The 12,323-nt window shown below is 68.5% G+C and carries 10 protein-coding genes; 5 read left to right on the forward strand and 5 right to left on the reverse strand.

What is annotated here, in order from left to right; translation table 11 throughout:
* Window positions 1-77 precede the first annotated feature (77 nt).
* Window positions 78-2,276, forward strand: a complete 2,199-nt coding sequence (locus tag ACLQ6X_RS03240; RefSeq protein ID WP_411698735.1) for a transglycosylase domain-containing protein — start codon at window positions 78-80, stop codon at window positions 2,274-2,276.
* Here ACLQ6X_RS03240 and ACLQ6X_RS03245 read toward each other — a convergent pair.
* From ACLQ6X_RS03245 to ACLQ6X_RS03260, 4 genes are read right to left on the reverse strand one after another with little or no spacing between them, the layout of a single operon-like run.
* Window positions 2,273-2,989 carry a hypothetical protein gene (locus ACLQ6X_RS03245; protein ID WP_411698736.1) on the reverse strand — a complete coding sequence of 239 codons (717 nt, stop codon included), beginning with the start codon at window positions 2,987-2,989 and terminating at the stop codon, window positions 2,273-2,275. The genes ACLQ6X_RS03240 and ACLQ6X_RS03245 overlap by 4 nt on opposite strands.
* Before the next feature lie 2 nt (window positions 2,990-2,991).
* Entirely contained in the window at window positions 2,992-4,842 is a 1,851-nt protein-coding gene (locus tag ACLQ6X_RS03250; protein ID WP_411698737.1) for a DUF2207 domain-containing protein, read from the reverse strand.
* A gap of 10 nt (window positions 4,843-4,852) precedes the next feature.
* A complete protein-coding gene (locus ACLQ6X_RS03255) occupies window positions 4,853-6,361 on the reverse strand; it encodes a serine hydrolase domain-containing protein (protein WP_411698738.1) in 1,509 nt (502 codons plus the stop codon).
* A gap of 31 nt (window positions 6,362-6,392) precedes the next feature.
* The gene (locus ACLQ6X_RS03260) at window positions 6,393-7,727 is read right to left on the reverse strand and encodes an FAD-binding oxidoreductase (protein ID WP_411698739.1); all 1,335 of its coding nucleotides are present in this window, start codon (window positions 7,725-7,727) and stop codon (window positions 6,393-6,395) included.
* Window positions 7,728-7,811: 84 nt separating this feature from the next.
* Here ACLQ6X_RS03260 and ACLQ6X_RS03265 point away from each other — a divergent pair, with 84 nt between their 5' ends.
* Both ACLQ6X_RS03265 and ACLQ6X_RS03270 read left to right on the forward strand, forming a co-directional pair.
* Window positions 7,812-8,354, forward strand: coding sequence for an MOSC domain-containing protein (locus ACLQ6X_RS03265; RefSeq protein WP_411698740.1), 543 nt, complete (start codon window positions 7,812-7,814; stop codon window positions 8,352-8,354).
* 42 nt (window positions 8,355-8,396) lie between these two features.
* Entirely contained in the window at window positions 8,397-8,957 is a 561-nt protein-coding gene (locus ACLQ6X_RS03270) for a DnaJ domain-containing protein (protein WP_411698741.1), read from the forward strand.
* Here the strand turns inward: ACLQ6X_RS03270 and ACLQ6X_RS03275 are convergent.
* On the reverse strand, window positions 8,954-9,769 hold the full coding sequence (locus ACLQ6X_RS03275; RefSeq protein ID WP_411698742.1) for an SDR family oxidoreductase: 816 nt from the start codon (window positions 9,767-9,769) through the stop codon (window positions 8,954-8,956). The genes ACLQ6X_RS03270 and ACLQ6X_RS03275 overlap by 4 nt on opposite strands.
* Before the next feature lie 61 nt (window positions 9,770-9,830).
* Here ACLQ6X_RS03275 and ACLQ6X_RS03280 point away from each other — a divergent pair, with 61 nt between their 5' ends.
* Together ACLQ6X_RS03280 and ACLQ6X_RS03285 are read left to right on the forward strand one after the other, a co-directional pair.
* The gene (locus ACLQ6X_RS03280) at window positions 9,831-10,157 is read left to right on the forward strand and encodes a tryptophan synthase subunit alpha (RefSeq protein ID WP_188509339.1); all 327 of its coding nucleotides are present in this window, start codon (window positions 9,831-9,833) and stop codon (window positions 10,155-10,157) included.
* A 55-nt stretch (window positions 10,158-10,212) separates the two neighbouring features.
* Window positions 10,213-12,323, forward strand: a 2,111-nt coding sequence (locus ACLQ6X_RS03285; protein ID WP_411698743.1) for an SNF2-related protein, incomplete at its 3' end; no start/stop codon positions are given.

Consider the following 12,323-nt stretch of genomic DNA (forward strand, 5'->3'; position numbering starts at 1 on the left):
GTGCCGCGAGAGTCACCGGGGGTGACGCATCCGGGCCAGGTCCGCACGACCTTCGTAATTTGGGGACACAGACACACATGTTCGACAACGGATCAGTAGAGTACGAGCCCGACCGCAGCAGGCGCAACATCGTGCGCGGCTTCGGTGGGCTCGTCGTTGCCAGCATCGTTGCCGGCCTCCTCGTGGCCACCAGTCTCGCGCCGATCGCCGCGGTGACCGGGGTCACCGCGCGCGACGGGCTCGACGCCTTCGATGCGCTGCCCAGCGACATCAGCCTCGGCGACACCGCGCAGCGCAACACGATTTACGCTACGCGCGACGGCCAGTACGTGAAGATCGCGGAGGTGTTCGACCAGAACCGCGAGGACCTCGCGTGGGACGAGGTCTCCCAGTTCCTCAAGGATGCGGCCGTTGCCGGCGAAGACCACCGCTACTACGAGCACGGGGCTGTCGACCCGAAGTCGCTGGCGCGTGCGGCGTTCGGCTACTTCACCAACACGGGCGACTCCGGCGGGTCGACCATCGCCATGCAGTTGGTGAAGAACATCCGCGTGCACGAGTCGCAGCAGCTCCCCTCCGAAGAGGAGCGCGAGGCCGCCTACGTCGAGGCCATCGACAAGTCGCCGACACGCAAGGTGCAGGAAATCCGCCTCGCGATCGCGCTCGAGAAGAAGTACACCAAAGAAGAGATCCTGCTCGGCTACCTCAACGTCGCCGGCTTCGGCCGTGCGACCTACGGCGTCGAGGCCGCCGCGGAGCGGTACTTCTCTTCCTCGGCGAAAGACCTCACCCTCGCCCAGTCGGCCAGCCTCATCGCGACGGTGCAGACGCCCGACTCGTTCAACCTCGGCGATCCCGCGAACTACCCCAAGAACCAGACGCGTCGCGACCTCATCCTCAACAACATGCTCGAGTACGGGCACATCACCCAAGAGCAGCACGACGAGGCGATCGCGACCCCTATTGAGTCCTACGTGAAGCTCTCCGAGCCGACGCAGGGCTGCCTGTACGCCTCGGACGCGCAGTTCTTCTGCGACTACGTGGTCAAGAAGGTTCCCTTCCTGACGGCCCTCGGAGCCACCGAAGAAGAGCGCAACGCCAACTGGAAGCGTGGCGGCTACGAGATCTACACGAGTCTCGACCTCAACCAGCAGGATGTCGCGCAGGCGCAACTCAACGCACGGGCGCCCGCGGATGAAGCGAGGTTCGACCTGGGTGCGGCCGCAGTGGCCATGCAACCCGGCACCGGAAAGATTCTGGTGATGGCCCAGAACAAGTCGTACAACAACACCCCGCAGGCCACCGCCGCGCAGACCTCGATCAACTTCAACACGGATAACGCGATGGGGGGGTCGAACGGTTTCCAGACCGGTTCGACGTACAAGATCTTCACGCTCGTCGACTGGCTCAAGGCCGGCCACACCGTTCGCGAGTCGGTGAACGGAAACGAGCGGGTGATCCCGGCGAACCAGTTCAAGTGTGACGGGGTGCCAGGCGTGGGTGAGGCGTTCGACGTCGGCAACGACACCTCCGGCGAAGGCGGCAATCAGACGGTCCTTTCGGCGACCGCCCGCTCGGTGAACGGTGCGTTCGCGAGCATGGCGCAGAAACTCGACCTCTGTGAGATCCGGGATGTCGCGGTGTCCATGGGCGTGCACCGCGCCGACGGCACCGAACTGAAGCCCAACCCCTCGTCGATCCTCGGTACGAACGAGATCGCCCCGCTCACGATGGCCGCCGCTGTCGCCACAATTTCGGCGGGCGGTGTCTACTGCGCGCCGACGGCGATCGACCGCATCGTCGACACCCTGGGCAAAGACCTGGGCGGCGAGGCGCCCCAGTGTGCGCAGGCCATCGAACCGAATATCGCCGCCACGGCGGCCTACGCGCTGGAGGGGGTCTTCACCAACGGCACCGCGGTCTCGGCCAACCCCCGCGACGGTATCGCGATCATGGGCAAGACCGGCACCACCGACGGCTCGCACCAGAACTGGCTCATCGGCTCGACGACCAAGGTCGCCCTCGCCGTGTGGGTGGGCAACATCAAGGGCAATCCGGCGAAGATCACCACCAAGAACCCCGCGGGCGAGCAGAGCCTGCGGCGCATCACGATCGCGAGAAACAACGGCGCCAACATCAAGTTCATCGTGTTCGAGGAAATGCTGAAGGCGTTCAACGCGAACCCCGCCTACGCCGGTGCTGAGGACTTCCCCGCGCCCGACCCCGCACTCGTGAGCGGTCGAGGCAAGGTCGCTCCGCGCGCAGACAGCGACTAATTCGTTCCCACGGCCCGCACGTGATAGAGGCTCGCCGCGGTCTCGAGCACGTCGAGCACGAGCGAGATCGATCCCGCCGACATGGCGTCCGCTCCGGCGTCGGGGTCGAACGAGCCTGACCGCCCGCGGGCGATGGCGCCGAAGGCAGTCCAGCTGCCGCGGATGGCCGCGGCGGCGTTCGGCACCTCGGTGAAGTCGGCCACGACGACCGCTGCCACGTCGATCTTCTTCGCGATCGCCACCGGCATCTGACGAGCGACCGGGTCGGCCTCGGCAAAGACCCCGCGGTGCGCGGCCTTCCAGTCGCGTTCCTGGTGCGGGAGCGAATCGAGCGCCCCGCCGAGCGACGTCGCGAGCCGGTCGGAATCGCGGATGTCGCCCCAGACCTCCGAGAGCAGCCGGGTCGCGCGTTCGGTCGGGTCGTCGGCCTCGAGCAGCCAGATGGCGATGGCCGCAGACTCGAGGGACGAACGCAGGAGCGCGAAACGGGCGGCGACGGATGACACGTCGACCAGCTGTTCGGTGGCGGCGATGAACGTGCCGCGCGCTACCTCGGAGAGGCTGAGCGGTGCCAACGCGGCGTCGTCGCTCGCGAGCACCGATCCCGGTTCGACGTCGAAGAATGTTGTCTCACTCAGGCCGGCGAGAAACGCGCGGCGGTCGGCGAGCTCGGCATACACGGGTGTCAGGTCGGGCGGTGTCAGATCCATCATCGTCAACGGCCTCCGCCGCCACCTCCGCCACCGCCACCGCCGGAGAATCCCCCGCCGCCCGTGCCGCCGAAGCCCGAGCCGAAGGAGCTGCCGGTTGCGCCGCCGCTCTCCCAGGTCGGTGCCGCGTAGGAGATGGCGCCCGACGATCCGCGCAGCGCCGAGGTGAGGGCGAGCGCGGTGAAGCCGTTCTGGCTGACGAACCAGTCGGGCTGCACGTCGGCCTCCGCGGCTCGAATCTCCAACTCCTTGGTCCACTCGTCTTCGACACCCCAGATGACGGCGAACGGTAGGAGCTTCTCGTAGAGCTTCACGACCTGCTTCGTGTCACCCACGTCGATGCGTTCCGCGCCATCCGGGCTCTGCAGCATGCGGAACCGTTCCTGCTCAGCGAGCTTCAGGTACACCTCCATGCCGAGCAGGTAGTCCCTGGTCTCGGCTCCGCGCGGGGTCAGATGGCCCTTGCGCTGCACGAGCAGCCCCGCGACGACGGCCGCGACGATCGAGATCAGAATGGATGCGAGGGGCCAGGGCGCGAGGGAATAGGCCGCGATGGTGGCGATCTGGTTCGCGACCGCCACGGCGAATGTCAGACCGGCGAGCAGGGCGAACCCGATGCCGGCGAGCTTCAGCGGCAAACGGAGTCCCGTCGACTCGACGTCGGCCTTGGCCGAGTCGGACACCGCGTTGACCGCGCTGCCCAGTGACTCGTCGTCGGGGGTGAGCTCGCGCACCGCGCCGACCTCCGGATCCGTGCCGAAGATCGCGACGAGCAGCCGAAGCTCGAGGTCGTCGGCACCCGCGGACGTGATGTATTGCAGCGTGTATTCGGCGCCGCTCGAGGTGACCGGGTAGTCGAGGATGCGCAGGTTCTTGCGCACGGCGAGGCTGACGAGCTGGGCGGGAATGGCGTTCGCGCCGCGGTCGACGAGGTGCGCGGCCACCATGACGTTGAGGTTCTCCGGCACGGAGTACTGAGGGATGATCGTGCCGCGTCCGGCGGCGCCGTTGCCCCGCCTGGCCCGGGAGAAGACGGCGACGGCGAGCAGTGCCAGCGCCCCCAGACCCGTGATGCCCGTGAGCAGATTCGACCACCACGGCGCGGGAGTGTCGGCCGACGGCACGCGCGGGATCGGCTGGGTCTTCTCGCCCTGCACGAAGGTTCCCTCGGCGAACCCGACGACGACGGTGAGCGTCTGCTCGGGCCCGAGACCGGCCTCGTCGGCGCTCAACAGTGTCGCGCCGGCGGCATCCGTCGAGGTGGTGAGGGCGCATCCGTTCGTGTCGCCCTGCGATCCCCGGAAACAGGCGGTCTCGCCCGTGAGGGTGCCGGCGAGGGCCGGGTCGACGACTACCGTCGACGAGACGCGCGCGAAGGGTTGCGCGAAGCCGGTGCCGTTGACGTCCCAGTAGAACTCGTCGTCGCCCTGGTCGGCGAAGGTGCCGACCACGTTCTGCATGGAATAGCTGATCACGTAGGTGTTCGCGCCGTAGACGTAGTCGTCGGTGCCGAGGTTGAGCACGAGAAACTCGTCGTCGCGCACCTCCTCGTAGAAGACCGGCGCGCCGTTCTCGTCGACGACCGAGGTCACCGTCGGGTTGAGTGCCGCCCGCTGGTACCAGAGCGGTAGGGCCCGCACGATGCCGCGGTTCTGGTCGTAGTCGGGAAACTCGGCGACGATCGTCTCGGTCACCTGCACGGCCGAGGTGCCGTCGGCGGCCTGGCTCAGAACGTAGTCGGCATCGAAGAGCGAGAACTCGAAGTCGGAGGTGTCCGCGGCCGCGGGCGTTGCGACGCCCGCCACGAGGGCGGCCACGCCCAGCAGGGTGAGCAGGACTCTGAAGCGTGAGCGCATGCGAGCGAGCTTAGGAGGTGACGGGGCGATAGTGGCGGATGACGCTTGAAAGCGCCGTCACCGGCACACGGCGTTCCACCTCAAGTCGTTGCACCATGGGAGGGTCCGTGGGCGTCAGCTCGATGCGGCACTCGAGCTCGCCGTTGATGCCCGGTATCGACCACGCCACGTGTGCCTCGCTCGTCGCCCAGATCAGACGGTCGCCGATCGCGGCGGCCGATGCCGTGAGACCACCGATCTCGCCGACGAGCTTCGCCAGCCGGGCGGCGCGCACGTCGGCCGGCACGTCGCTGAGCAGATTCGGGCTGAAGATCGACTCGGCGACGGTGATGTCGCCGCCCGCGCGGATGGCCTCATCGATTGCGGTCGCGGCGTCGACGGTCTGCGGCCAGATCGCGATGTCGAGCGCCGGCGGGTCGAGTTCGTCGAGCACGGCGCGCAGCATGCCGGTGGCGGCGATGCCGGGCTTCACGCCGTTCGTGTTCGCGAACACCACGACGCCGATGCCCGACTCCTGGTGCCACCGCATGTTCGACGACCAGCCGGGGAGGCCGCCGGAGTGCTGGGCGATGAGGCCGAACCGCACGTCGTTCTCGACCATCAGGCCGAGACCGTATCCGACGCCCTCGAGCTGCTGCTCGGCCGGCCGGTCGGCGGGCGCGGGCATCGAGGTGTGGATGCGCTGCATGAGGCGGCGCGACGCACGGCTGAGCACCGTGTCATCCGCGTTGTCCGCGTCGAAGGCGCTCGACAGCCAGCCGCTCCACGCGGCGATGTCGGCGACGGTGCTGAACATGCTCGCGGCGCAGCCGCCGATGCCGGTGCCGACGACGGGGCGGTCGAACCAGGTGGCGCCCTCGTCGAAGGTGCCGAAGCCGTGCGCGATGCGTGCAGCGTCCGACTGCGGGTAGTCCCCCACCGAGTAGCGGGTGTCGCCGAGGCCGAGCGGCTCGAGCAGGGTCGTCGTCGCGAAGTCTTCGAACGACTGGCCGCTGACGTTCTCCACGATCACGCCGAGCAGCCAGAACCCGATGTTCGAGTACTGGTAGCCGAAGCCGGGGGTGCCGGCGAAATGCAGGCCACGGGCGATCACCGCGAGGAAGTCGGCGCGCGAGAGGCCGAGTTCGTGGTCGGCCCAGCCGTTGTCCTCGGGCAGCGCCGAGGAGTTGCTCATGAGCATGTGGATGGTCACCGGGGCCGCAACGCCGAACGCGTCGACCGGGTCGGTGAACTCGGCGACGTGGTCGGAGACGAGGTCGTCGAGCGCGAGCAACCCGCGTTCGACGAGCACGAGCACAGCCGCCATCTCGAAGCTCTTCGACATCGACGCGATGCGGTAGACCGTGTCGACCCGGGGTGCGCGGCCGTCGAGCTGGAATTCCCCGATTCCGTGCTGGAAGACGACCCCTGTGCGGTCGAACACGGCGTAGTCGACCGAGGGGCTCACCATCTCCCGTTCGTCGAACCAGGTGGTGAGCGTCGTGGCGAGGGCGGCGGGGAGTTCGATGGGTGCAGGCACCCGTCCAGTCTCCACTATGGGCGCGTGGGCGCTAACGCCAGTCGACGGCCCGGGGGCGGATGTTGTGGTTCTGGTCGAACAGGTTGAAAGGGTCGAGTTCTGTCTTGACCGCCTCGAGCCTGGCCAGCGTGGTCGGCGGGAACATGAGGGGCGTCGCGACATCGCTCGTGAACTGGGAGAAGTTGCCGTAGAGGCCGTGCAGGTGCGGCAGAAGAGAGTTCCAGGTCGACTGGTACGCGTCTACAGCTTCGTCGGGGGCGTCGGGTGCGAAGAAGGCGGCGGAGATGATGAGAACCTCGCTGTCGCGGTGTGCGAAGGCCGTGGCATCCGGATCGACCAGGCTGAAGGCGCCGCGCAGGTATCGCACCATCAGCACAGAACCGGGGGTGCGCGCGAATACGGCGGCGAGATCGTCGATCGTCGCGTCGTCGAAGTCGGCGGCGAAAGCGTTGTTGTTCACCATGCGCACGCCCTCGGAAGGGTGCACCTCGGCGAGTATCTCGGCGTAGGCGGACGCCGTGACGGTGTTGCCGGTCACCGGGCCGAGGTCGAGTAGCGGTGCGATCGCCGCGGTTGCCGCCTCGTCGTCGGAGTCGGCGTAGCAGACCATGATCTGCGGCCCGCCCTGCATCCCGGGAAAGTCGGGCGTCCACAGAAACGTGGTGTTGAGCTTCACGGGTGCTTCCCGCATAGCGTCGCGCCAGCCGCGCAGCAGTGCGGCGAGGTCGCCCGGTTCGTAGTGGATTGCTCCCGCGACGACGCCGTCGAGGTGGTGCGCCTGGAAGGTGAACCGAGTGACGATTCCGAAGTTGCCTCCGCCACCGCGCAGCGCCCAGAACAGGTCGGCGTTGTCGAACTCGTTCGCTGTGACGATCTCGCCGTCGGCAAGAACCACGCGCGCCTCGACGAGCTGGTCGAGGGCGAGCCCGTGCTCCCGCACCATCCAGCCCACGCCGCCGCCGAGGGTGAGTCCGCCGACGCCGACACTGGCCGTGTCGCCCGAACTGATCGCGAGGTCGTTGTCGCGAAGCCGGGCGGCCACCGACCCCCAGGTCGCGCCGCCGCCCACGCGCACGAGGCCGCCGTCGAGTACCTCGACGCCCGCGAGCTGGGAGAGATCGATAACGACTCCCCCGTCGTTGGTGCCGTAGCCACCGCCGCTGTGTCCGCCGCCGCGCACCGACAGGGTGAAACGGTTGTCGCGCGCGAAATCGACGGCCGCGGCTACCTCGGTCTCGTCGACCGGTTGCACGACGATCGCCGGGGTACCGGCGCGGGCGAAGACGGTGCTCGCGCGGGTGTAGTCGTCGTCTCCGGGAAGCAGAATTCGGGTCGTACCGAGGTCGTCGAGCTCATAGGTTGTCATCCGTGGCCTCCTCGCCAGCCTCCGATCTTTCCGGCCCCGAGGCGTCGCGGTCAATCCCCCGCCGACGGCTGACAGAATCGGAGTATGAATCCCGGAGCCGTCGTCGCGGTGAGCCGATCGGCCACCCACACCTTCAGCAAACCGACCACCGAGACCATCACCCTCGTCGAGGGTTGGGGCGTCGAGGGTGATGCGCACGCCGGGGTGACGACACAGCACCTCTACCTCGTGAAGAAGGATCCCACCCGCGCGAACCTCACCCAGGTGCACCTCATCCAGCAGGAGCTCTTCGCCGAGCTTGCCGACCGGTTCGTCGTGAGAGCCGGCGAGTTGGGCGAGAACGTGACGACCAGCGGGGTGGACCTGCTCACGCTTCCCCTCGGCACGCGCCTCCACCTCGGCTCCGACGCGGTGGTCGAGGTGACCGGGCTGCGTAGCCCCTGTTCCAAGATCAACGCCTACCAAGGCGGCCTGATGAAGGCTCTCGTCGGCAAAGACGACGACGGAAGCATTATTCGCAAGTCGGGCGTTATGAGCACGGTGATCTCCGGTGGAGCGGTGATGCCCGGCGACACGGTTCGGGTCGAACTGCCCGAGGGCGAACACATCGCCCTCGAGGTGGTGTAGCGGCCACTGGTGGCGAGGGCGGTCAGGGCGCACAGTTGACACATGACTCCCGAAGACGCGGCCGAAGTTCTCCGGCTGCGCCCGAACGCCTCGGCCGAAGACGTGGAACGTGCCTTCCGCGCCCGCGCGAGGTTGGTGCACCCCGATCGGCTCTCGGGCGCATCCGCTGATCAGGTCGCCGCCGCTGCCGCGGAGTTCGCGCGACTGACCGAGGCGCACCGGGTGATGCAGCGCGTGATCGCCGAGGCGCCGATCATCGCGACGATCGACCCCGACGGGCCGCCGCGCGGTCCGCGCTGGCTCATCATCGGCTGGCTGGCGGTGATGCTCGTCGCGGGCATCATTTCGTACTTCGGCGGCGCGCTGCCCTACTCGACGGCCGACGTGGTGCTGCGCCTGCTCCCCCTTGCCGCCGCGGCGACCGCGTTCGCGCTCACCGGTCGCCGGGTCTACTACGCCGCGACGATCGCACTCCTCGCCGCGAGCGTGCTCATCACCCTCGCGCTCGCCACGTTCGGCTCACTCGTCGCGCTCGGACTGCTGCTCGTGCCCGTCATCGGGCTGATGGTGCAGGGGCGCAAGGTCGTGCAGTACCGGCCCTAGCCGCGGCGCCAGGCGTCGGACACGAGGTGCGAGCCGCCCTGCGGTCCCATCTGCAGCATGCCGCCGTCGGCCACGAACGACGCGCCCGTGACGTAGCTCGCCTTCGCCGAGGCGAGGAATGCGATGACGTCGGCGATCTCGCGCGGGTGGCCGGGACGGCCGAGCGGAATACCCGGGCGGTGCGTTTTTGCGGCGTCGCCCGCCTCGGCGTTGTTCATCGGCGTCGAGATCTCGCCGGGGGCGACGGAGTTCGCGGTGATGCCGAACTCGCCGAGTTCGAGGGCGAGCGACTTCATCAGGCCGCCGAGGCCGTGTTTGGCCGCGTCGTAGGCGCTCGAACCGACGCGGGGCTGGTGCTCGTGCACGCTCGTCACCGCGACGAGACGCCCGCCCGCGTCGGCCTCGACCATGATCTTCGCCGCCCGTTGCAGGCAGACGAACGCCCCGTCGAGGTCGGTGGCGATGATGTCGCGCCAGTCGTCGAGCGAGAGTTCGAGGAACGGGGTGTGCTGGCCGAGGCCCGCGTTGTTGACGAACACGTCGAGGCCGCCGAGGTCGGCGGCCAGAGCGTCGATCACGTCGCCGCAGGCCTCGAGCTCTGAGGTGTCGAGTTGGGCGACGACCGCCCGACGTCCCTCGGCACGCACGAGGCGCGCGGTTTCGTTGGCGCCGTCTTCGTCGGAGTGCCAGGTGACGCCGACGTCGAGGCCGTCCTGGGCTAAGGCGATCGCGGTCTCGCGGCCGATGCCGGAGTCGGACCCGGTGACGATGGCATAGCGGGGTTCGAACGTGGGGGCAGAGATATCAGACATCTGTCGAGCGTCGCCGAGCGCGACCGCCACACGCAAGGCCTTGCGCGCGTAGGCTTAAGCGATGGCCGTGAACAACCACATCCCCCGCGGCCGGGCGAGTCTCGAAGTGCTGCGGGCCGAGGCCCAGCAGGAGCGGGAGACCATCGTCGAGGAACGCCTGATGAGCGGCGAAGACCCGTGGGCGTTTATGGAAGAGCTGCCCTCCGTCGACGAGCTCGTCGTCTACCTGCTGCGAGCCGACGCGATCAACGCGAACGACGGCCGCAGACCGTCGCCGACTCGTGAATACCGCGTTCTGCGGCAGATAGCGCTCGAGCATCCGGGGCTCACGAAAACCGTCTGGCGCCTGCTCGGCGACAACGGGCCGCTGGCGCGGGAGTACTGGTGATTTCGACAGGCTCAATCCGCGAGACGGTGTCGTAGGGGCGTGGGACGATTGACCCATGTCGTCTGACGCAGCTCCCCTCGTCGACGTGCGCGACCTGGTACGGCTCGTCGGGCAGGGCGCGTTCCAGCGCGGCCGCGAGTATGCGCGCGACGACGCCGTCTCCGAGATCGAGTGGGACGAAGAATCCGGCCTGCTGTCGAGCACGGTGCGCGGCTCGCTCGAGAACCCCTACCGCTGCCACATCGAGCTCGCTCCCGCCCGCGACGGCTATCACCGCCCCGTGAGCGGCAACTGCTCGTGCGCGGTCGGTGCCAACTGCAAGCACGTCGCGGCCACCCTGCTGCAGTGCAACACGATCCACCTGCGCGAACCCCTCACCTCGATCGCGGGGGTGACGCGCGGCAGCGACCTGGCCACGAAGGCCGTGCCCGCTGCGCCCGCGGTAGTCGACTGGAAGGCGGCGCTCGGCTCGCTCATCGAACCCTCGGTGGCGCAGGCCCTGGGCGTCCTGACCACCGAGACACCGCTGGCGCTTCAATTCGAACTGCGCGAACAGACGCCGCGCACGCGTGACCGCTGGCGCGGACCCACCGCGACCACGGCCACCAGCCGCGAGGCGGGCGTCGAGTACCGGCTCGGGGTGCGGCCCGCGATCCTGAGTGCGGCCGGCAACTGGGTGCGCGGCAACGTCACGTGGAACTCTCTCGGCTTCCAGACCAACCGCCTCACCCTCAACAACGAGCACCAGCGCTGGTTCGCGCAGTTCGCGGCGCTCTATCGGGCCACGACGCGCGACGTCTACACCGGCCAAGACTCCGACTACATCTACCTCGACGAGTTCCACAGCGACCTGCTCTGGCGCCTCCTGGCCGACGCCCGCCGCATCGGGGTCGAGTTCATCGGTGCGAAGAAAGACGCCGTCGTGCGGGTCGGTGCGGTCGCCGAGGTGCGCCTCGATGCCTCGCGCTCGGATGACACGGGGCTCGTGCTCTCGCCGGTGTTGTCGATCGACGCCGCACCGTTGCCCCTGGCTGCCGCGGGCGCCATCGCCGATCACGGGGTGTACACGACCACGTTCGGGCCGACCGTGGTGAATCTCGCCCCGACCGCGGTGCCGCTCACCGGTGAGCAGCGCGCCCTGCTCGGCCGCGAGAGCCGCGTAGAGATCCCGGCCGACGACGTCGACGAATTTCTCGCCAACTATTACCCGTCGCTGCGCCGCACGATCGTGGTGGCGAGCTCCGACGATTCCGTCGAGCTGCCGCAGCTCGAGCCGCCGACACTCGTGCTCTCGGTGAGCTTCGGACGCAAACAGTCGTTGAAGACTAAATGGACGTGGGAGAACGCGGGTGACGCCGCCGTCGAAGCCGCCATCACCGTGCGCGTCGTCGACGTGCTCGACGAGCTGCCGGTCGCGGCGACCCTGCAGGGGTTGGCCGCCGCCGAATTCAGCTCGCAGGTGCTGCCGCTGCTCGAGAAGGTCGACGGGGTGCGGGTCGAGATCATCGGCAAGCAGCCCGACTACCGCGAGCTCACCGAGGTTCCCACGCTCGTGGTCACGACCGTCGAGACCGACAAGCGGGACTGGTTCGACCTAGGCGTGCTGGTGAGCGTCGACGGGCGCAGGGTGCCGTTCGGCCCGCTGTTCACCGCCCTCTCGAAGGGGCACTCGAAGCTGTTGCTGGTCGACAACTCCTACCTCTCGCTGCAGCAGCCGGTCTTCGAGGAGTTGAAACGGCTGATCGACGAGGCATCCGGCCTCGCCGAGTGGGAGACCGACGCGCCCAAGATCAGCCGCTACCAGGCCAGCCTCTGGGCCGAGTTCGAAGACCTCGCGGATGAAACGGAGCAGGCGGTCTCGTGGCGCGCCACCGCGGCCGGGCTCATGGCAGCCGACGGGGTGGAGAGCACTCCCCTGCCCGGCGGCGTCAACGCCACCCTGAGGCCGTACCAGCAGGAGGGATTCGACTGGCTCGCCTTCCTGTGGCGGCACGGGCTCGGCGGGGTGCTCGCCGACGACATGGGGCTCGGCAAGACGCTGCAGACGCTCGCGCTGATCGCATACGCCAAGCAGCAGCCGGTCGAACCGCCGGCCCCGTTCCTGGTCGTCGCCCCGACCTCGGTCGTCGGCAACTGGGTGGCCGAGGCCGAGCGGTTCACTCCGGG

The sequence above is a fragment of the Conyzicola sp. genome, assembly GCF_046714715.1.
In the GTDB taxonomy this organism is placed as follows: domain Bacteria; phylum Actinomycetota; class Actinomycetes; order Actinomycetales; family Microbacteriaceae; genus Conyzicola.

Excerpts from the sequence above, each read along its gene's own strand:
- ACLQ6X_RS03245 (WP_411698736.1), bottom strand. The coding sequence starts at position 2,989 with ATGATGGATCTGACACCGCCCGACCTGACACCCGTGTATGCCGAGCTC.
- ACLQ6X_RS03270 (WP_411698741.1), top strand. The coding sequence starts at position 8,397 with ATGACTCCCGAAGACGCGGCCGAAGTTCTCCGGCTGCGCCCGAACGCC.
- ACLQ6X_RS03240 (WP_411698735.1), top strand. The coding sequence starts at position 78 with ATGTTCGACAACGGATCAGTAGAGTACGAGCCCGACCGCAGCAGGCGC.
- ACLQ6X_RS03260 (WP_411698739.1), bottom strand. The coding sequence starts at position 7,727 with ATGACAACCTATGAGCTCGACGACCTCGGTACGACCCGAATTCTGCTT.
- ACLQ6X_RS03250 (WP_411698737.1), bottom strand. The coding sequence starts at position 4,842 with ATGCGCTCACGCTTCAGAGTCCTGCTCACCCTGCTGGGCGTGGCCGCC.
- ACLQ6X_RS03265 (WP_411698740.1), top strand. The coding sequence starts at position 7,812 with ATGAATCCCGGAGCCGTCGTCGCGGTGAGCCGATCGGCCACCCACACC.
- ACLQ6X_RS03280 (WP_188509339.1), top strand. The coding sequence starts at position 9,831 with ATGGCCGTGAACAACCACATCCCCCGCGGCCGGGCGAGTCTCGAAGTG.
- ACLQ6X_RS03275 (WP_411698742.1), bottom strand. The coding sequence starts at position 9,769 with ATGTCTGATATCTCTGCCCCCACGTTCGAACCCCGCTATGCCATCGTC.